Source organism: Vibrio sp. FE10, assembly GCF_030297155.1.
Lineage (GTDB): Bacteria > Pseudomonadota > Gammaproteobacteria > Enterobacterales > Vibrionaceae > Vibrio > Vibrio apostichopi.
The window spans coordinates 1,228,308-1,249,070 of the sequence record NZ_AP028067.1; the positions used below are offsets into that span (position 1 = coordinate 1,228,308).

Below are 20,763 nucleotides of genomic sequence, written 5' to 3' on the forward strand. Positions count from 1 at the left end.
ATTAGGCTTCGTTTTGATCGAAAAAATTTGGTTTAACAATCACCCGTTAAAATACCTTCTATGGCCACTGTTGTGGCCGTTGAGTCTGTTGTTCAAAATGATCAGCGGTCAACGTCGCGAAGCGTATCTCTCTGGGAAAAAAGAAACCTATCGCCCACCTTTGCCTGTGATCGTTGTTGGTAATATTACCGCGGGTGGCAATGGTAAAACTCCAGTGGTTATTTGGTTGGTTGAGATACTCCAAGCCAATGGTTTCAAACCTGGTGTGGTTTCTCGAGGGTATGGCGCGAAAGCCCCTAGTTATCCGTTAGTGTTGGACGAGAACACACCTGCCGAACATTCAGGTGATGAACCACGGTTGATTCGAAAGCGAACGGGTGCGCCTGTAGCGGTTGACCCTATCCGTGCAAATGCAGTGAAGGCTTTGCTGAACGAAGGTGTTAATGTCATTATTACTGATGACGGCCTTCAGCATTATGCCCTTGAACGCGATATTGAATTTGCGGTTATCGATGGTGCGAGACGCTTTGGTAGTGAATGTCTCATTCCTTTAGGGCCATTAAGAGAGCCTATATCACGCTTAGATACCGTGGATTTTTTGGTTAACAATGGCGGTAAACCTCAAGGCCGTGAATTCTCGATGTCTCTACTACCAAGCCAAGCTGTTAATCTTAAAACTGGTCAGAAAATGCCAGTAGAAAAATTACAGAAGCTGGTGGCTTTTGCTGGTATTGGTCATCCACCGCGCTTTTTTAAAACATTAGAAGATCTTGATGGTGATGTGGTTTTCACACAGGGTTTCGCCGACCATCAAGATTTTGATAAAGATGAACTTCATGCCTTAGCAAAGAAAGGTATGAACATGATTATGACAGAAAAAGACGCTGTTAAATGCGAAGACTATGCGCAAGAAAACTGGTGGTATCTTCCAGTTTCTGCACAGTTTGATGAAGATTCGCAACAGCAAATTTTAAAAAGAATAAAAGAGGTTATGGAATACTATGGATCACCGTCTGCTTGAGATCGTTGCTTGTCCTGTATGTAAAGGTAAACTAACTTTTGACAAGGATAAGCAAGAGCTTGTTTGTAAAATTGACCGCCTAGCTTACCCAATCAAAGAGGGGATTCCTGTTCTTCTGGAGCCTGAAGCTCGCACCGTTTCAATGGATGAGGGTAAGTAATGTCGTTTACGGTTGTCATTCCGGCAAGATACCAATCGAGTCGTTTGCCAGGGAAACCATTGGCTGATATTGGTGGAAAGCCGATGATCCAATGGGTTTACGAACAGTCAATGAAGGCGGGCGCTGATAAAGTTATTATCGCTACCGATGATGCTAGAGTTGAGAAAGCGGCTAAAGCATTTGGTGCAACCGTTTGTATGACATCTCCGAATCACGAATCAGGTACAGAGCGTTTAGCTGAAGTGATTGAAGTGATGAACATTCCCGATGACCATATTATCGTGAATGTTCAGGGTGATGAGCCTCTTATCCCACCTGCGATCATTAATCAGGTTGCAAATAACCTGGCGAATAGCACAGCACCAATGGCAACGCTAGGTGTAGAAATTACTCACGCTGATGAAGTGTTTAATCCTAACGCTGTGAAAGTAGTAACGGATAAAGAAGGTTACGCACTGTATTTTAGCCGAGCAACGATTCCCTGGGATCGAGATGCTTACGCGAACAATGGTACAGCCGCGGAATCGCCTTTGCTGCGTCATATTGGTATCTATGCTTACCGTGCGGGTTTTATCAATACTTACATCAATTGGGAACCAAGTACCCTTGAGCGTATTGAGTGCCTAGAGCAACTACGAGTGCTGTGGTACGGAGAGAAAATCCATGTAGACGTTGCAGCTGAAGCACCTGCTGCTGGAGTTGACACGCCAGAAGACCTAGAAGCCGTTCGCGCCATTATTGGTTAAGCTTTTTTGAGCGACGACTTCTTTGCCCTACAAAAATACAAAATTACAGAGCCTCGCTTATTGCGGGGCTTTTTTACGTCTACAGAACGTATATGTGTGTTTTATTGAACTAAGCGAGGGGATATTGAGTCGGTTGCATTCCCCTATGCATCATCAACTCTGAATTATCTGAGAATTACCTCGCTCGACTTTCAATTTTTCTTTATAATATGCCGCCTATAAAGTAGTGGCGATCTGCTAGTACAGAATACAACTTACGACAAAACGTGGAGTAAAAGATGCCTTCTCAAAGCCCAGTGATTACGGTTGATGGACCAAGTGGTGCAGGTAAAGGTACCCTGTGTATGTTACTAGCAGACAAGCTAGGTTTTCATCTTCTAGACTCAGGTGCGATCTATCGCGTACTGGCTTTAGCGGCAATTCACCACGGTGTAGATACTGAATCGGAGGATGCTTTGGTACCGCTTGCTACTCACCTCGATGTACAGTTTATTGCTGAGGGTGACTTGGTTAAGGTTATCTTGGAAGGCGAAGATGTTTCTGGTGAACTTCGTAAAGAAGAAACTGGCATGGCTGCTTCAAAAGTAGCGGCTTTACCTCGCGTTCGTGAAGCACTACTACGTCGTCAGCGTGCTTTTAGCGCTGCTCCTGGTTTAGTTGCAGACGGTCGTGACATGGGAACCGTTGTATTTGTTGAAGCTGAAGCGAAAATATTTTTAGATGCAAGTGCTGAAGAGCGTGCGAACCGCCGCCTTAAACAGTTGCAAGAGAAGGGGTTAGATGTTAAATTTGACGACCTTTTGAGCGAGATCCAAGAGCGAGACGACCGAGATCGTAATCGCCCAGTTGCGCCATTACGCCCAGCTGAGGATGCGCTTGTGCTTGATTCTACTTCGATGAACATCGAACAAGTAGTAGAAAAAGCACTACACTATATTGAATCGAAACTGGCTGGGTAATTTCGCCGAGCTAGTACGAACGTTGGTCGCAAGGATGATGACCGGCGAATTTATCAACCCCATGCGGTAGGATACCCATGGACGTTTAATTATTGAAGATTAAATAATGACTGAATCTTTTGCTCAACTCTTTGAAGAGTTTCTATCTGAAACTGAATTCCAACAAGGCAGCATCGTTAAAGGTACTGTAGTAGCTATCGAGAACGGTTTCGTTCTTGTAGATGCTGGTCTTAAGTCTGAATCTGCTATCCCTGCTGAACAATTCAAGAACGCTGCTGGCGAACTTGAAGTTGAAGTTGGTGCTGAAGTAGACGTAGCTCTAGACGCTGTTGAAGATGGTTTCGGTGAGACTCAACTTTCTCGTGAGAAAGCTAAGCGTCACGAAGCTTGGATCGTACTTGAGAAAGCTTGTGAAGAAGCTGAAACTGTTGTTGGTATCATCAACGGTAAAGTTAAAGGCGGTTTCACTGTTGAACTTAACGGTATCCGTGCTTTCCTTCCAGGTTCTCTAGTAGACGTACGTCCTATCCGTGACACTGCTCACCTAGAAAACAAAGAGCTAGAGTTCAAAGTAATCAAGCTAGACCAGAAGCGTAACAACGTTGTTGTTTCTCGTCGTGCTGTTATCGAATCTGAAAACAGTGTTGAGCGTGACGAACTTCTTGAAACTCTACAAGAAGGTACTGAAGTTAAAGGTATCGTTAAGAACCTTACTGACTACGGTGCATTCGTTGATCTTGGCGGTGTTGACGGTCTTCTACATATCACAGATATGGCTTGGAAGCGTGTTAAGCACCCATCAGAGATCGTTAACGTTGGTGACGAAATCCTAGTTAAAGTTCTTAAGTTCGATCGTGAGCGCACTCGTGTTTCACTAGGTCTTAAGCAACTAGGCGAAGATCCATGGGTAGCAATCGCTAAGCGTTACCCAGAAGGTCACAAGCTTTCTGGTCGTGTTACGAACCTAACTGACTACGGCTGCTTCGTTGAAATCGAAGAAGGCGTTGAAGGTCTAGTACACGTTTCTGAAATGGATTGGACTAACAAGAACATCCACCCTTCTAAAGTTGTTAATGTTGGCGACGAAGTTGAGGTTATGGTTCTTGATATCGACGAAGAACGTCGTCGTATCTCTCTAGGTCTGAAACAGTGTAAAGCTAACCCATGGCAGTCATTTGCAGAAATGCAAGCTAAGGGCGACAAAGTTACTGGTAAGATCAAGTCTATCACTGACTTTGGTATCTTCATCGGTCTAGAAGGCGGTATCGACGGTCTTGTACACCTATCTGACATTTCTTGGAACGCTGCCGGCGAAGAAGCTGTACGTGAATACAAGAAAGGCGACGAAATCTCTGCTGTTGTTCTAGCAGTAGATGCAGAGCGTGAGCGTATTTCTCTTGGCGTTAAGCAAATGGAAAACGACCCGTTCAACGCATACGTTGCTGACAACAAGAAAGGTGTTCTTGTAAACGGTACTGTAACTGCAGTTGACGCTAAAGGCGCTACTATCGAGCTAATCGAAGGCGTTGAAGGCTACCTACGTGCTTCTGAAGTTTCTCGTGACCGTATCGAAGATGCATCTCTAATCCTAAGCGTTGGCGACAGCGTTGAAGCGAAGTTCACTGGTGTAGACCGTAAGAACCGCGTAATCAACCTATCTATCAAAGCTAAAGATGAAGCTGATGAGCAAGAAGCAATGGCTTCACTGAACAAGTCTGATGAAGGCGCGTTCGGTAACGCAATGGCAGACGCATTCAAAGCTGCTAAAGGCGAATAATAGCTTCTCGTTAAGAGAATTATAGCTATCTAGCCAAGAAAGGAGCCGTAAGGCTCCTTTTTTTTTGCTTATTTTTCCGATAGGTCTATAATTTCTAAAAAGAAAACCAACGAGGGTAACTATGACTAAGTCTGAATTGATTGAAAGACTGTGCGCTGAGCAAACGCACCTTTCTGCAAAAGAAATTGAAGACGCTGTAAAAGACATTTTAGAGCATATGGCTTCAACACTAGAAAGTGGTGACCGAATCGAAATTCGCGGTTTTGGTAGCTTCTCTCTTCACTACCGTGAGCCTCGTGTTGGACGTAATCCAAAGACTGGCGACAAGGTAGAGTTGGAAGGTAAATACGTTCCTCACTTTAAACCAGGTAAAGAGCTACGTGAACGAGTAAATTCAGGATTGTAGTCTACTTATCGGAATTAAGAAAAGCGGCATACTATAATGTATGCCGCTTTTTTATGACCATAATATGGTGGTCTGATTAGTAATTTTCCTGCATAATCGTACAGCTAACCAACCAATGAGTGATGAACTATGAAAATTATAAAAATAGTCGCCGTTATCGCACTTTTCCTAATTGCACTGGCTTTAGGCTCTCAGAACCAAACCACTGTGAATTTCAATTATCTGCTAGCACAAGGTGACTTCCACTTATCAAGCTTATTAGGTGTTGTCTTCGTTTCAGGCTTTGGCCTTGCTTGGTTGGTCTTCGGTAATATGCACATGCGATCTCAGCTGAAAATTCATCGCTTGAAAAAACAACTCAATAAGCAATCAAAGCAGGTAGCTGCTGCTACTAAAGCTTAAAGGCTATATTTGATGTTAGAGTTACTGTTCTTACTTTTACCTATTGCAGCCGCTTACGGCTGGTATATGGGTAATCGTAATGCTCAGCAAGAAAAACAAAAGCAATCACACCAGATCTCCCGCCAGTATGTGACGGGTTTGAACCTATTGTTGTCGGACCAATCTGACAAAGCGGTCGATCACTTTATCGAACTGCTTCAAGTAGACAATGAAACCATTGATACTCACTTGGCCTTGGGTAACCTATTTCGCTCAAGAGGCGAGGTAGATCGAGCTATTCGAATTCACCAAAACCTTATCTCTCGTTCGGGGCTAACCCTCGATCAAAAAAACCTCGCACTGCAACAACTCGCAAAAGACTATATGGTCTCTGGTTTCCTCGATCGCGCTGAAAAAATCTTTGAACAGCTTGTAGAAGAACCTGACCATAAAGAGGGTGCTTTGCAACAGCTGGTCGCTATTTATCAGCAAACTCGAGAGTGGAACAAGGCGATCCATTACGGCAATATTCTCGTTAAGCTTGGTAAGAAAAAAAGAAAGATGCGTGCAACTGTTGCGCACTTTTGGTGTGAGCTTGCAATGCAAGAGCAAGCTGAGGGTAATCGCTCTAAGGCACTTCAGCATTTTAAAAAAGCGCTCTCTGAAGACCCTAAGTGTGTTCGAGCTAGTATTGCTCTAGGTAAGTTCCATCTAGCGAATGAAGATTACCAGAAGACGATTACCTGTCTTGAGTCTGTACTTGAACAAGATATCGATTTTATCAGTGAGGTGCTTCCAACCCTTGCTGAGTGTTACCACAAGCTTGGCCAAGAGGCTGAACTTGTTGAATTCCTAAAAGCCTGTATTCAGAAGAAAGCCGGTGTTTCGGCTGAATTGATGCTTGCTCAGTTGGTGGCTCATCACGAAGATGTTGGCTCAGCTCAAGAGCTGCTGACCAAGCAACTGGTTAAAAATCCAACCATGAAAGGCTTCTATCGATTAATCGATTACCATCTTGCTGAAGCAGAAGAAGGTCGTGCGAAAGACAGTCTGACCACTCTTCAATCTATGGTTGGTGAACAACTTAAAGTTAAGCCTCATTACCGCTGTCGTCAGTGTGGTTTCTCGACACACTCGATGTATTGGCACTGCCCTTCATGTAAAGGGTGGGGGACGATCAAGCCTATTCGTGGGCTAGATGGTGAATAGATTTGTGGTCATTGTTAGACCAAATTAATAATTGCAGCTTTCGGGCTGCATTTTTATGACTGTTATTTGTCGCTATTACTTGTAGTGATTATTTAAAGAAAGTTAACTGCGTTAGGAGATGAAATGAACGACCAAAAAATCATTGTAGCATTGGATTATGACAACCAAGCGGATGCATTAGCCTTTGTTGATCGTATTGATCCAGCATCTTGCCGCTTAAAAGTCGGTAAAGAGATGTTTACCCTGTTTGGCCCTGAATTTGTCCGTGAATTACATAAACGTGGTTTTTCAGTATTCTTAGACCTTAAGTTCCACGACATTCCAAACACATGTTCAAAAGCGGTACGTGCTGCTGCTGAGATGGGCGTGTGGATGGTGAACGTACATGCGAGCGGTGGCGAACGCATGATGACGGCTTCTCGCGAAATTCTAGAACCTTACGGTAAAGACCGTCCATTACTTATCGGCGTGACCGTGTTAACCAGCATGGAACAATCTGATTTGGCAGGCATTGGTTTGAACATTCAACCACAAGAGCAAGTAATGCGCTTAGCGTCTTTGACTAAAAACTCAGGCCTAGATGGCGTTGTATGTTCTGCTCAAGAAGCTTCATTGTTGAAAGGTGAGTTGGGCAAAGAGTTCAAGCTTGTGACTCCTGGTATTCGCCCTTTAGGCGCTGATGTTGGCGACCAGAAGCGTATTATGACGCCAGTTCAAGCGATTCAAGCAGGCTCAGATTACCTAGTTATCGGTCGTCCAATTACTCAAGCTGCAGACCCTGCAGCAGTACTTGCTGAAATCAACGGCACACTAGTATAAGTTTATCTGTAGATAGCGATACTGCGACACGAATGAAGAAGGCCAGCAATTTGCTGGCCTTCTTATTTATTGACGGGATATAAATTGGTTCGGAGCAGTTTGGCTTCCAATGCTGAGCTTAAACCGGAGCGCCGCTATGGAATTTGAAGTCACTGTCTTCTGACGTGATTAGGTCAGCTTCTACCTGCGCAAAGTGAGCAATACGCTCAGAAATATCTTTCCCTGCGATTTGCTCTGCTAGCTCAAGGTAATCTTGATAGTGACGCGCTTCTGAGCGAAGTAGAGAGACGTAAAATTTCTCCATGTCTTCTTCCAAGAAAGGAGCAAGCTTAGCAAAGCGTTCACAAGAGCGAGCTTCAATAAAGGCGCCGATGATCAGCTTATCAACCAGAGCGTCTGGCTCGTAAGTTTTCACTTGCTTGATTAAACCTTTAGCATAGCGACCCGCTTCAATCGGTTGATACGTCACGCCTTTCTTTACCATCAACTCCATAACTTGATAAAAGTGATGCAGTTCTTCTTTAATTAGCAGTACCATTTTATCAATCAGGTCAGCACCGTAATTACAGCCTTCTTTTGCTGTGATTTGCTTAGATACGTTACTTTTACCACGTAGAGACTCCAAGTCTCCGATACGACGATAAGCAAATTGCTCGTATGGCAAAATCCACTCATTCAGTTGCTTCGCGCTTTCTTTATCTACCGCATACTTACGGATAAGGAACAAAGCACTTTGAGCAGCCTTGAGCTCACAAAGCATGTGATCGCGTAAAATAATATGAAGGTTTTCAGGCTTCTTGGCTTCATCTATCCATGAATCCGGCGTTTCAGCTTTAAGAAAAGAGTGTATTGGGGCTAATAATTCTTGATACATGGTCGGGGCAAGTTTGTTGATAATGCGCGATTTTATCACAGCTCGTGAGATCTCCCTATACGGAGAAAGGAAATTCACTAGGCACAAAAAAGGCCGCCTATTTAATGTAAATGAGGCGGCCTTTTCGTGTTTGAGTTAGACGGTTACCATTTCTTCTTCTGACCGAAGAGGGCATCCATATCGTCGTCACGCTCTTTAGATTCCATTTGCTGTAAGTCTTGAGCATTTTTGTCTTGGCGTTTCTGATCAAGATCGTTCAACATCTGCTGAAGTTTTTCTTTTGCTTGATTAGAGTACGCATCGTTCTTAGTCGCTAAAGCATCAATGCCTTTGCGTAATAGCTGAATCGCCGTACCTGGTTGTCCGCGAGAAATCGAATCGTTAGCACGTTTGATCACGTTTTCAATATTGATACGAATCTGGATCGTTTCTAGGCGAGCATTTTCAACCACGTAAGCTTGAGTATCAAAGCGGCCTTTATTGTGTTCGTTACGAACCGTATCGCGAAGGCGTTTAACCAGTTTAAGCATCATGATTGCTTGTTTATCACTGCTAGGAACACGGAAAGTAGTACTTTCACCACCTTGGTAGTTCTCTTTTAGCTGTGTGATCTGCTGTTTTACGCTTTCGATTCGTTGCAGAAGCTGCTTATTTTTAGGGTCAAGTTGATACATGTTTTCAAGTGCATCAAGGATTCGGTTATTTAAGCATATAAGAAGGTCTTGGCTAAAAGGCATGTGATGAGCATTACCAATCAACTCTTCAGTTCCGTCAATAATGGTCAGATAACGAGAAGCTTCCTGTTTCTTCGCTGTTTCTACCTTAACTTTGTATTGAAGCATGATGTTGTAGCCTAAAACCAACACCAAAAGAACGGCGACTAAGGCGATTATTAAACCAATATTCATATATTTGTGTCTGCTTGTTGTTTTCTATAGCTAACTGGAGAGGATACACGATTCCATTGTGTATCGGCACTCGTAAATTGCAATTTCTGATTATCTCTTGTTGAGCGCAATCGGCAATCAAAATTTACCAACTAATGTATGAGAATGAGGAGTCGGTTGCAAAGCGATACTGATATTTTTGTTTGTTAACCTATAAAAACTCAATTTTTCTATCAATTTAGTGCATGAAGCGTTATAACTATTAATTATATTACACGAGACTATGACGCTCTCTTTGCAAATAAGTTAGCACATAAATGAGTAAAGGATTACGAGGTTAGATATGAAGTTACAGCAACTGAAGTACATTGTTGAGGTTCTAAACCATAACCTAAATGTGTCTGCGACCGCAGAGAGTCTATACACATCACAGCCTGGTATTAGTAAGCAAGTTAGGTTGCTAGAAGATGAGTTGGGCATTCAGATTTTCGAGCGTAGTGGTAAACACTTAACGCAGGTGACTCAAGCTGGCGAAGATATTATTCGTATCTCTCAAGAGATTCTCGCTCGTGTTGAAAGCATTAAAGCCGTTGCCGGTGAACACACTCATCCTGAAATGGGTACATTGAACATTTCAACGACGCACACCCAAGCTCGTTATGCTCTACCGGATGTGATCAAAGGTTTCACGGCGCGTTACCCTAAAGTGTCGCTTCACATGCACCAAGGCACGCCAAGCCAAATGTCAGAAGCGGTAGCCAAAGGCACAGCAAACTTTGCCATTGCGACCGAAGCACTTCACTTATATCAAGATGCGATTATGTTGCCTTGTTATCACTGGAATCGCTCGATTGTTGTCACCAAAGATCACCCTTTGGCGCAAAAGCAATTAGTGTCAATTGAAGATCTCGCCGCCTATTCTCTCGTGACTTATGTTTTCGGCTTTACTGGGCGCTCAGAACTCGATACCGCGTTCAACAAAGTTGGTCTAACACCGCGTGTTGTGTTTACCGCGACAGATGCCGATGTGATCAAAACTTACGTTCGAATGGGGATTGGTGTGGGCGTAATTGCAAGCATGGCGATTGATCATGAGCAAGACACCGACTTAGTAGCCATTGATGCAAGCCACCTATTTGGTGCGAGCACCACAAGCATAGGCTTTAGAAAGGGCACCTTCTTACGTTCTTACATGTTCGACTTTATGGAGCGTTTTGCACCACATCTAACTCGTCCTGTTGTTGAACAAGCTATTTCGCTTAAATCAAATGATGAGATTGAAGAGATGTTTAAGGATATTGAGCTACCCGTTCGATAAGTCCCAACCTTGTTTACCTAGATTTCTATTCGGTCTGTTATCAATTAACAGGCCGTTTTTCGTTTTAGCTTGGCCTGATGATAACGCTCCTTGAGAGTCCGCTGTTTTTTAGTGCTCCTTTTATATAACACCTTTTTATACAGCTTCTTTCTATGCTTCCTTTCTATTTATGTCTCTTGGCCCTACAATCCACGCATCATAGGGGGAAGCATGCATTCACGATTTACAATTCTCGACTCATTTTTGTTAGAGCACCAAGTCTATTGGCGTTCAGAGCCTTTTCACCTATGTCAAACTCAGCAACAGCCATGGGCTGATGTGAATCGTCCTCTTGTTGATTGGTTGGATAGTTTGAGTATCGAGAGAATTCAGACTCTCAAAGAACAACCGCAAGACTTGCTAGCTGAGCTTACGCGTTTCCTTCCTCAACTAGAGAAAGCCAACCAAAATATCCAGTTCAACCATACTGCGCTTGTTGGGCTCGATCTTCCGCGCGGAACTGCCGATGGTATTCCCGGTAGAAAGCTACAACAAATTGTTGCGATGGGAGAGGCTTCTCTTGAGCATCACCAAGGGCAAGAGTGGCTGGAGTGGTGTTCAGGCAAAGGTTTTCTCGGTCGAATCTTGGCTCAACAATCGCATCAAAAAGTCACCAGCTTTGAGTGGCAACAGTCACTATGTGATAGCGGTCAACAGATTGCAGATGCTCAAAAACTAGAAATGAGCTTTGTTCAAGGCGATGCTTTTTCAGCAAGCGCAGAGGCCGTGTTCAATTCAACTCAACACGCTGTCGCTCTCCATGCTTGTGGCGACCTTCATGTCGAGTTAGTGAAAAAGTCTGTTTCACATGGGCTTCCAGCAGTGACCATTTCTCCATGTTGCTACCATCTTATTCGCGATGAAACCTACCAAGCGATGTCATCTGTCGCGAGAAGCTCGGCATTAGTATTGAGCAAGAGTGATTTAAGAATTCCACTTCAAGAAACGGTCACTGGCGGTGAAAGAGTCAAGAGACATCGTCAATCAGAGATGAGTTATCGCTTGGGCTTCAGCCAATTGCTGAAAGCCGAACTTAATATCGATGAATACATCCCAGTACCGAGCATCAAAAAATCAGAATTATCTGAGGGTTTTAGATCCTTCTGCCTGTGGGCATCTGAAGCGAAAGAGTTACCACTTAGTGCGGATATCGACTTTGAATCCTATTTTGCTCAAGGCGAGACGCTCTTCTGGGAAATGGAGAAGTTGAGTTTAGTCCAACAAGTATTTAGACGACCATTAGAGATATGGTTGGCCTTAGATCGTGCTATCTATCTGCAAGAACAAGGTTATGAAGCTTCGATAGAAGAGTTTTGTGAGCGCAGTGCTACCCCTCGAAACCTGCTGATTCATGGTGTTAAGAGCAAACGTTAGATCAACGTTGACGAGCGTATAAGAAAGCTCGTTACCTACCTCTATTGAACAATAGGTATATGTCTCGTCCTAAAATACGTTGACGATTTTAGTAAGCCAGTAACGCAAGTTGCTGGCTTTTTTCATGCATCTTATTTGGCGTATTCATACCTAGGCTGAGATGTGGCCTCATTTCGTTGTACGTATATATTGACTCTTCAACAAGTGTTTTCAACTCGCGAAGATCTTTGCACTGAGTAAGCAAGAACTCTTGCTTGAGGATACCATTGACCCGCTCAGCTAACGCGTTTTGGTAGCAGTCATAACCATCAGTCATTGATGGAGTTATACCATGCTTTTTAAGTTTCTCTTGATAGAGGTTTGAGCAATACTGAAGCCCTCTATCTGAGTGATGGATTGTCGCATGACAATAACATCGAGTTTTTACCGTCATATCTAAAGCCTTCACAACATCGCTCGCTTTCATTTCATTGCTAACTTCATACCCCATGATTTTACGGCTGAAGGCATCGGTAACCAATGACAAGTAGTGAACGCCCTCGTTTGACTGAACATAAGTGATGTCGCTCACCAGAACTTCTTCTGGTTTTGACGGAACGACTTCTTTTAGCAAGTTCGGATGTTTTTTCATCCAGTGTCTGCTGTTCGTTGTTTTGGTGTAACTTCGTTTCGGCTTAACGAGTAAGCGCTCTTCTCTGAGGTAATTAAACAAAGCATCACGGCCAAGTTTTATTCCCTTAGCTATCAACTTCGGCTTCAGTAAGAAATAGAGCTTACGAGCTCCCAGCCGAGGCATGAATCGTCTTATCTCAAGCACCATCCCTTTCACAGGAGCAAGCACAGCCTGACGAGTGGTCTCACGCTTTTCTCTCTGATAGACACACTGACGAGATATATTGAGCAATGAACAAGCTTTACTTAAGCTTACTTTCTTCTCTTTTTGAAGGCTTCTTGCTCCTTCGCTATATACTTTTTTCTTAGCGACATCCCGTGCTCAGCATCAAGAATATCAACAACCCTATTGAGAAGAAGGCATCTGAGACGTTCATCTTCGAGTTCTTGTTCAAGTCGTTTTATTTTTTGGGCAGGCGTTTCATTCGCTCTCGGTGATTTAGGCATCGTGTTCTTCCTTGGGTTGGTAGTCCAATCCATTTTGCCATGCTTTCTTAACCAAGTAAGAACAGTCGAACGACCTTGTATGCCGTAAATTGATTGGGCTTGTTTATAGGTCATGTCGCCCTTTTCGATGGCGTCTACAACCTGTAATTTAAAGCCTAGTGTGTAATCACGCTGAGTGCGCTTAACGTGGTGTTTATTTGGAATGGTCATCATTAGTCCTCAATGTGTAAACACATTTCAGGACGGGACAATAGATACAAAAAAGCCAGTTCGACGATGTCGGACTGGCTTTTTAATGTGTGTTGTAACTGAACGCTTCAACGAGAAAATTTTACGCTCAGTTAGTCACTACATCACTAGTTAAACATTGCGATTGCTTCAGCGGGTGCTACGTATTCTAGGTCAAAGCTCTCTGCAACTTCTTTGCAAGTCACTTTACCGTGGATTACGTTTAGACCTTCTAGGAAACCTTCATCAGATAGAAGTGCTTCGCGGTAGCCTTTGTTCGCTAGCTTAACAATGTAAGGAAGTGTTGCATTGTTTAGTGCGTAAGTAGAAGTACGAGCAACGGCACCTGGCATGTTAGCAACACAGTAGTGAACTACGTCATCAACGATGTAAGTTGGATCAGCGTGAGTGGTCGCGTGTGAAGTTTCGAAACAACCACCTTGGTCGATTGCAACATCAACAACAGCTGAACCTGGCTTCATCTTAGCGATGTGATCTTTTGTAACAAGTTTAGGAGCGGCTGCGCCTGGGATTAGTACTGCACCAATCACTAGGTCTGCTTCTAGAACATGCTTCTCAATAGCGTCTTCAGTAGAATAAACCACTTTTGCGCGACCTTGGAATTCTTCATCAAGACGACGAAGCGTATCTACGTTGCGATCAAGAATGGTTACGTCTGCGCGAAGGCCGACAGCCATACGTGCTGCGTTAGCACCAACAACGCCGCCGCCAACTACAACAACTTTCGCTGGCTCAACACCAGGAACGCCGCCAAGAAGAAGACCACAACCGCCGTTAGATTTTTCTAATGTTTGTGCACCTGCTTGAATAGACATGCGACCAGCGACTTCAGACATTGGTGCTAATAGTGGCAAGCGACCCATATTATCTGTTACAGTCTCATAGGCTACGCAGACAGCTTTGCTCTTGATTAGCTCTTCCGTTTGTGGAAAATCTGGTGCAAGGTGTAAATAGGTAAATAATATTTGCCCTTCACGAAGCATAGCTCGCTCGACAGCTTGAGGTTCTTTAACCTTTACAATCATCTCTGCTTTCGCGAAAACGTCAGCAGCAGTAGGAAGAATGGATGCGCCTACAGCGATGTAATCATCGTCTGAAAAACCGATACCAGTACCGGCATTGGTTTCAACAAAAACTTGGTGACTATGTGAGATTAGTTCTCTCACGCTAGCTGGGGTCATACCAACGCGGTATTCGTGGTTCTTGATTTCCTTAGGTACGCCAATGATCATCCTGACTCCTTATTATATTATGGTTGTTTTATCTATGTGTAGGGTAATTCTGTCGAATTAATATCTAGTATAGATAGGTTCAGGTAGAATTTGATACCGAATATTAAAAAGTTGTAGTATATTTTTTTGCAAGGAAGTAATAAGGTGGAATAAAAAATGGCAGACAATTATAAGAAGCCGTCCAAGGAACTAGATCGTATTGACCGCAACATTCTTAATGAGTTGCAAAAAGACGGTCGTATCTCAAACGTTGAACTCTCAAAACGAGTAGGACTTTCTCCCACTCCATGTCTTGAGCGTGTTCGTCGTTTAGAACGTCAAGGTTACATTACTGGGTACACAGCATTGCTGAACCCACAGTACCTTGATGCTTCACTTTTAGTGTTTGTTGAAATTACTTTGAACCGTGGTGCGCCAGATGTGTTCGAACAATTCAACACCGCTGTGCAGAAACTGGATGACATCCAAGAGTGTCATTTAGTGTCGGGTGATTTTGACTATCTTCTTAAAACTCGTGTATCGGACATGGGTGCTTACCGTAAGTTGCTGGGTGATACGTTACTGCGTCTACCAGGCGTAAACGACACTCGTACTTACGTTGTAATGGAAGAAGTGAAACAAACTAATCAACTTGTGATTAAAACTCGTTAATCACAATTGGTGAAATGAAAGAAAGCGGACATTTGTTCCGCTTTCTTGCTTTCTGGAATTGGGTTTTTCTGTTTGATATGGTTAAATCAACAGTAGTTTCATGAAAACGAATGGCTCGTGCCGTTCGCTATGTTTTTATCCCGTTTAATTATTAAGTTGGTTTATGTTCAAGCAGAGCAGTAATAAAGTAGAAACAATCATTAAAACGAGTGAAGAGCCTCAGTCTCCTCGTTTGAATGGTTCTCAACGTCTCAAAGAGTGCAGCCTGATTTTGGGTGTTCTCTTCTCTATTCTACTTGCCGTTGCGTTATTAACTTTTAGTCCTGCAGATCCATCATGGTCGCAAACGGCGTGGGGTGGTGACATTCAGAATGCGGGTGGCTACCTAGGTGCATGGTTGGCGGATACGCTGTTCTTTGTGTTTGGTTCACTGGCTTACCCGCTACCTATATTAGTGACTGTGGCAGCATGGGTATTGTTCCGCAAACGTAATGAAGACGAACAAATCGACTTCATGTTGTGGGGTACTCGCTTACTTGGCTTAACCGTTCTTATTCTTACCAGCTGTGGTCTAGCGGATATTAACTTTGATGATATCTGGTACTTTTCATCAGGCGGCGTGGTTGGTGACGTATTAACAAGTCTTGCATTGCCAACGCTTAACGTCCTAGGTAGTACACTGGTTCTTCTTTTTTTATGGGGCGCTGGCTTTACTCTATTAACGGGTATTTCTTGGCTAAGTATCGTTGAATGGTTGGGTGAATGTGCGATTAAGCTGTTTACCTCTGCTGTTAATAAAGCACGTGGTGAAGACCAAGAGTTGCTTGAACCACAATTAAGAGAATCGGCAGACCGAGATTTAATCGAAGAACGTCAGCAGCATCAAGAACCGACTTACCGCGATGTCCCTGCTATAGAAGACAATAAAGAATCAACAGAGCAAGATCAGCTTGATCCTGCACTGAGCTTCTCTGCGACCAATGACTCTTCTGATGCTGCGAATGCATTAGACAATACTGCATCGCCGAAGCGTCATTACAATATTCATATGCCAGTCGATGCGCCGACTAAGCAAGAAGCTCCCATCCAAGAACAGCCTCAACACGTTGAGCAAGAGCCTATTCCTGCTGCACCCGCTTACCAAGCGCCAGAAGAGCCTTTAGAAGAAGGTGTCGAACGTTCTAAGCAGTTGAACGCGACTATTGAGCAGTTAGAAAATGCCGCTATGTATGAAGATGATCTTGCTGAGCAGGAGCAGGTTGATGCGCATGAATCTCAGATCGCGTACCAGCAATACATGCAGAATGAGCAACCAGCAGTTAATCCGACCGAAACGGTTGTTGAAAGCGCTGAGCCAGTCATGGATAGCTCACCAGAAATAAATAACGAGTTCGATGCGGAAGATGTTCAACCAGAATCTCTATACGCTTCGCCAATGGGTGAAATAGAAGAAACACCACAAGAATTCTCAACGCCTTTCGAGACAACGGAAGAGCAAAGCTTTGACCCTAATTCAGAGCTAGATGCTGAACCTATTTATAATGACGAAGAGCCACTTGCTCCGTCATCTTACGAACAAGAGCCGACGCAAACGACTGAGCAAAACCAAGAACCAGTTGTTGATCTTCCTTGGGAAGAGGTAACAGAAGAAGAACCTGTACATCCAGACCAAGACGTAGCTGCATTCCAAAACATTGTTTCTGAAGCACAAGCAAACATGGCTGCAGCGCAAAACCCGTTCCTCGTTCAGCAAGATGTTAACTTGCCTAAACCTGCAGAACCATTGCCAACACTTGAGCTGTTGTTCCATCCTGAAAAGCGTGAAACCTTCATTGATCGTGATGCGCTCGAAGCAATCGCTCGTTTGGTTGAATCTAAATTAGCCGATTACAAAATCAAAGCTGATGTGGTTGATATTTTCCCTGGTCCAGTTATCACTCGATTCGAGTTAGACCTTGCTCCGGGTGTGAAAGTAAGTCGAATTTCTGGTCTTTCAATGGACTTAGCACGCTCACTTTCTGCATTGGCAGTGCGTGTCGTAGAGGTAATACCGGGCAAACCTTATGTTGGTTTAGAACTACCTAACATGAGCCGTCAAACGGTGTTCTTCTCTGATGTGGTTGCTAGCCCTCAGTTCCAAGAAGCGAAATCACCAACAACGGTTGTTCTAGGACAAGACATTGCAGGTGAAGCGGTTATTGCTGACCTATCGAAAATGCCACACGTTCTTGTCGCAGGTACGACCGGTTCTGGTAAGTCGGTGGGTGTGAACGTGATGATCTTGAGTATGCTTTACAAGGCATCACCTGAAGACGTTCGTTTCATCATGATTGACCCGAAAATGTTGGAATTGTCTATCTATGAGGGTATTCCACATCTATTGTCTGAAGTCGTTACCGACATGAAAGATGCGTCTAACGCCCTTCGTTGGTGTGTAGGCGAAATGGAGCGTCGTTATAAGCTGATGTCGGCGCTTGGTGTTCGTAACATCAAAGGCTACAACGACAAATTGAAGATGGCCGCGGAAGCTGGTCACCCAATTCATGACCCATTGTGGAAGCCGGGCGACAGCATGGCCCCTGAAGCGCCATTGTTGGAAAAACTGCCTTACATCGTGGTTGTCGTCGATGAATTCGCTGATTTAATCATGGTAGTGGGCAAGAAAGTTGAAGAATTGATTGCTCGTTTAGCGCAGAAAGCGCGTGCTGCTGGTGTCCACTTGATCTTAGCCACTCAACGTCCTTCGGTGGATGTTATTACGGGTCTGATTAAAGCAAACATCCCGACACGTGTTGCCTTTACCGTATCGACCAAAACGGACTCTCGAACCATTCTTGACCAAGGTGGTGCAGAGTCACTGCTTGGTATGGGTGATATGTTGTACTTACCACCGGGTTCAAGCCACACAACTCGTGTACATGGCGCATTTGCATCTGATGATGATGTTCACGCGGTCGTGAATAACTGGAAAGCACGCGGTAAGCCAAACTATATTGAAGAGATTACTAACGGCGACCAAACCCCAGAAACACTATTGCCGGGTGAGAAGATGGAAGGCGATGAAGAAGTCGATCCTCTGTTTGATCAAGTTGTCGAACACGTGGTTCATTCACGTCGTGGTTCAGTTTCTGGCGTGCAACGTCGATTCAAGATTGGCTACAACCGTGCCGCACGAATTGTCGAGCAATTAGAGGCTCAAGGTATTGTAAGTGCTCCAGGACATAACGGTAATCGAGAAGTATTGGCGCCAGCGCCTCCAAAAGATTAGTTCCAATAGGAACTCATAACTATTCAGTCGGTCAAAACCAAAACATGACCGACTTATACCAATCGTAGTAAATAACTGGTCACCCTAGCTGGTTAAAACGCTCGATAACTGCGTTATAATTTTTGATTGTAGAATAACTACTTATCAAAAAATTACGCCTTGTTCTCAAGCCTTTTCCCGACGATATTTCTGATCACTTACTTACTGTGATTGGTATTATGATTTAACAGGACTATTGATGAAAAAAGTATTCGCACTTTTATTTATGAGCTTCTCAGTATTTGCTTCTCCGAAAGAAGAGTTGAGTAGCCGCTTGTCGCTGAATGCAGGCTTCAGCGCTGACTTCAAGCAAGTCGTAACCAGCCCTGACGGTGATGTTGTGATGGAAGGTGAGGGTACGGTAGAGATTGCACGCCCTAGCTTATTCCGTTGGGAAACCACTTTCCCTGATGAAAACCTATTGGTATCTGATGGCCAAAGCTTGTGGTACTACAGCCCGTTCATTGAGCAAGTGAGCATTTACTGGCAAGAACAAGCCACATCACAAACGCCTTTTGTATTGCTGACTCGTAACCAAGAAAGTGATTGGGACAACTACAACGTCGCGCAAACGGGTAACCAATTTACGCTAACGCCAACGGCAGTGGATTCTAATCAAGGCGATTTCCAGATTAACATCACCGAGAAAGGCATTGTTCAGGGCTTTAATGTGATTGAACAAGACGGCCAAAAAGGTGAGTTTACCTTTAACAATGTTGATTTAGGTAAACCTGCTGCAGACCGCTTTACTTTTGTGGCGCCGGAAGGTGTCGAGGTCGACGACCAAAGAAACTGATCCAAACTGGCAGATCGTTTGGTAGTAAGTCGATAGGCATTGATGCCATCAACGAATCAAGAGATTGCAATTGAGTAATTACAGCTTAGATTTTGCAGGGGACGAAGATTTTCGTCCCCTTGCTGCTCGTATGAGACCTGAAACTGTTGAACAGTACATCGGTCAGCAGCATATATTAGGTCCAGGTAAACCCCTTCGCCGAGCGTTGGAAGCGGGCCATATCCACTCCATGATTTTATGGGGGCCTCCGGGCACCGGTAAAACCACGCTGGCAGAAGTGGCGGCAAATTACGCCAATGCAGAAGTTGAGCGCGTATCAGCGGTGACGTCGGGTGTAAAAGACATTCGTATCGCCATTGAAAAAGCGCGTGAGAACAAGCAAGCAGGGCGTAGAACGATTCTATTTGTGGACGAAGTCCATCGCTTTAACAAAAGTCAGCAAGATGCGTTCTTACCTCATATCGAAGATGGCACGGTTACGTTTATCGGTGCGACTACAGAAAACCCTTCTTTTGAATTGAATAACGCTTTGTTGTCGCGTGCGCGTGTCTACAAACTGACTTCTCTCAATACAGATGATATCGCCCTCGTCATTCGCCAAGCGATCGAAGATAAACAGCGCGGGTTGGGTGATGTGACGGCTGATTTTGCTGATAACGTTCTAGATCGCCTAGCTGAACTGGTCAACGGTGACGCTCGTATGTCGCTCAACTATCTTGAGTTGCTGTATGACATGGCAGAAGACAACGATAAGGGCGAGAAAGCGATAACGTTGCAGTTGTTAGCTGAAGTGGCTGGTGAGAAGGTTGCTCGTTTCGATAACAAGGGTGATATTTGGTACGACCTAATCTCCGCCGTTCACAAGTCGATTCGAGGCTCTAATCCCGATGCTGCGTTGTATTGGTCGGCGCGAATGATTGCAGCGGGTTGTGACCCTTTGTATATCGTGAGACGTTTGCTGGCGATTGCTTCTGAAGATATTGGTAATGCTGATCCAAGAGCAATGCAGGTCGCAATGTCGGCTTGGGATTGCTTCACACGTATTGGCCCAGCAGAAGGGGAGCGTGCGATTGCTCAGGCGGTTGTCTATTTAGCGTGTGCACCTAAGAGTAATGCCGTTTACACCGCTTGGAAGCAAGCCTTAACGGACGCACACAATCTCCCTGAATATGAAGTGCCGCATCATTTGCGAAATGCACCCACAACTTTGATGAAGGACATGGGCTACGGGCAAGAATACCGTTATGCTCATGACGAACCAGGTGCCTACGCGGCTGGAGAAAAGTATTTACCGCCTGAAATGGGCGAAACACAATACTATTTCCCAACAAAACGAGGCTTAGAGACCAAAATTGGCGAGAAGCTAGATTATCTGGCGGATTTGGACGCAAAAAGCCCACAAAAACGCTATGAAAAGTAGTCTTTTTTGGATATCGTTA

At 44.2% G+C, this 20,763-nt stretch carries 19 protein-coding genes; 15 read left to right on the forward strand and 4 right to left on the reverse strand.

All coding sequences use genetic code 11. From position 1 onward, the window contains the following. Positions 1 to 13 precede the first annotated feature (13 nt). From lpxK to pyrF, 9 genes are all read left to right on the forward strand, one after another. Complete coding sequence (lpxK, locus tag QUF19_RS05630) at positions 14 to 1,021, forward strand: tetraacyldisaccharide 4'-kinase (RefSeq protein WP_286297242.1); 1,008 nt, start codon at positions 14 to 16, stop codon at positions 1,019 to 1,021. After that, positions 1,002 to 1,181 (forward strand): Trm112 family protein, encoded by a 180-nt coding sequence (locus QUF19_RS05635; RefSeq protein WP_004736429.1) that lies wholly within the window; start codon positions 1,002 to 1,004, stop codon positions 1,179 to 1,181. The genes lpxK and QUF19_RS05635 overlap by 20 nt, the downstream gene beginning before the upstream one ends. Beyond that, complete coding sequence (gene kdsB / locus QUF19_RS05640) at positions 1,181 to 1,927, forward strand: 3-deoxy-manno-octulosonate cytidylyltransferase (RefSeq protein ID WP_076671356.1); 747 nt, start codon at positions 1,181 to 1,183, stop codon at positions 1,925 to 1,927. The genes QUF19_RS05635 and kdsB overlap by 1 nt, the downstream gene beginning before the upstream one ends. 278 nt (positions 1,928 to 2,205) lie before the next feature. After that, complete coding sequence (cmk, locus tag QUF19_RS05645) at positions 2,206 to 2,886, forward strand: (d)CMP kinase (RefSeq protein WP_017107644.1); 681 nt, start codon at positions 2,206 to 2,208, stop codon at positions 2,884 to 2,886. A gap of 106 nt (positions 2,887 to 2,992) precedes the next feature. After that, a complete protein-coding gene (gene rpsA, locus QUF19_RS05650) occupies positions 2,993 to 4,663 on the forward strand; it encodes a 30S ribosomal protein S1 (RefSeq protein ID WP_017057038.1) in 1,671 nt (556 codons plus the stop codon). A 121-nt stretch (positions 4,664 to 4,784) separates the two neighbouring features. Further along, positions 4,785 to 5,069 carry an integration host factor subunit beta gene (gene ihfB / locus QUF19_RS05655; RefSeq protein WP_010439923.1) on the forward strand — a complete coding sequence of 95 codons (285 nt, stop codon included), beginning with the start codon at positions 4,785 to 4,787 and terminating at the stop codon, positions 5,067 to 5,069. 129 nt (positions 5,070 to 5,198) lie between these two features. Then, on the forward strand, positions 5,199 to 5,471 hold the full coding sequence (locus QUF19_RS05660) for a LapA family protein (RefSeq protein ID WP_017057039.1): 273 nt from the start codon (positions 5,199 to 5,201) through the stop codon (positions 5,469 to 5,471). Positions 5,472 to 5,483: 12 nt separating this feature from the next. Then, a complete protein-coding gene (gene lapB, locus QUF19_RS05665; protein ID WP_029225966.1) occupies positions 5,484 to 6,659 on the forward strand; it encodes a lipopolysaccharide assembly protein LapB in 1,176 nt (391 codons plus the stop codon). 123 nt (positions 6,660 to 6,782) lie between these two features. After that, a complete protein-coding gene (gene pyrF, locus QUF19_RS05670) occupies positions 6,783 to 7,478 on the forward strand; it encodes an orotidine-5'-phosphate decarboxylase (protein WP_286297302.1) in 696 nt (231 codons plus the stop codon). A gap of 118 nt (positions 7,479 to 7,596) precedes the next feature. Here pyrF and miaE read toward each other — a convergent pair whose 3' ends face one another. Next, a complete protein-coding gene (gene miaE, locus QUF19_RS05675; RefSeq protein ID WP_269194707.1) occupies positions 7,597 to 8,391 on the reverse strand; it encodes a tRNA isopentenyl-2-thiomethyl-A-37 hydroxylase MiaE in 795 nt (264 codons plus the stop codon). 104 nt (positions 8,392 to 8,495) lie between these two features. After that, a complete protein-coding gene (locus QUF19_RS05680; RefSeq protein WP_286297305.1) occupies positions 8,496 to 9,260 on the reverse strand; it encodes a DNA repair protein in 765 nt (254 codons plus the stop codon). 322 nt (positions 9,261 to 9,582) lie between these two features. Between QUF19_RS05680 and cysB the strand changes: the two genes are divergently transcribed. Then, on the forward strand, positions 9,583 to 10,557 hold the full coding sequence (cysB, locus tag QUF19_RS05685; protein ID WP_102433705.1) for an HTH-type transcriptional regulator CysB: 975 nt from the start codon (positions 9,583 to 9,585) through the stop codon (positions 10,555 to 10,557). A gap of 210 nt (positions 10,558 to 10,767) precedes the next feature. Then, positions 10,768 to 11,970 carry a methyltransferase gene (locus tag QUF19_RS05690; RefSeq protein WP_286297308.1) on the forward strand — a complete coding sequence of 401 codons (1,203 nt, stop codon included), beginning with the start codon at positions 10,768 to 10,770 and terminating at the stop codon, positions 11,968 to 11,970. Positions 11,971 to 12,058: 88 nt separating this feature from the next. Here QUF19_RS05690 and QUF19_RS05695 read toward each other — a convergent pair. After that, positions 12,059 to 13,299, reverse strand: a protein-coding gene (locus QUF19_RS05695) for an IS3 family transposase (protein ID WP_434784918.1) whose coding sequence is annotated in 2 segments (ribosomal slippage) — positions 12,059 to 12,927 and positions 12,927 to 13,299 — 1,242 coding nt in all. Because the reading frame shifts where the segments join, the coding sequence is not laid out codon by codon here. 146 nt (positions 13,300 to 13,445) lie between these two features. Beyond that, positions 13,446 to 14,570 (reverse strand): alanine dehydrogenase, encoded by a 1,125-nt coding sequence (gene ald / locus QUF19_RS05700; RefSeq protein ID WP_017107652.1) that lies wholly within the window; start codon positions 14,568 to 14,570, stop codon positions 13,446 to 13,448. 156 nt (positions 14,571 to 14,726) lie between these two features. Here ald and lrp point away from each other — a divergent pair, with 156 nt between their 5' ends. The 4 genes from lrp (at position 14,727) to QUF19_RS05720 (ending at position 20,744) form a co-directional block, all read left to right on the forward strand. Beyond that, positions 14,727 to 15,221: a leucine-responsive transcriptional regulator Lrp gene (gene lrp / locus QUF19_RS05705; protein ID WP_004734558.1), complete on the forward strand. Its 495-nt coding sequence runs from the start codon at positions 14,727 to 14,729 to the stop codon at positions 15,219 to 15,221. A gap of 163 nt (positions 15,222 to 15,384) precedes the next feature. Continuing rightward, on the forward strand, positions 15,385 to 18,489 hold the full coding sequence (locus tag QUF19_RS05710; protein ID WP_286297333.1) for a DNA translocase FtsK 4TM domain-containing protein: 3,105 nt from the start codon (positions 15,385 to 15,387) through the stop codon (positions 18,487 to 18,489). A gap of 238 nt (positions 18,490 to 18,727) precedes the next feature. Next, positions 18,728 to 19,324 (forward strand): outer membrane lipoprotein periplasmic chaperone LolA, encoded by a 597-nt coding sequence (gene lolA / locus QUF19_RS05715; RefSeq protein ID WP_029222615.1) that lies wholly within the window; start codon positions 18,728 to 18,730, stop codon positions 19,322 to 19,324. Between the two features lie 64 nt (positions 19,325 to 19,388). Further along, a complete protein-coding gene (locus tag QUF19_RS05720; RefSeq protein WP_282570375.1) occupies positions 19,389 to 20,744 on the forward strand; it encodes a replication-associated recombination protein A in 1,356 nt (451 codons plus the stop codon). The last annotated feature ends 19 nt before the right edge of the window (positions 20,745 to 20,763 follow it).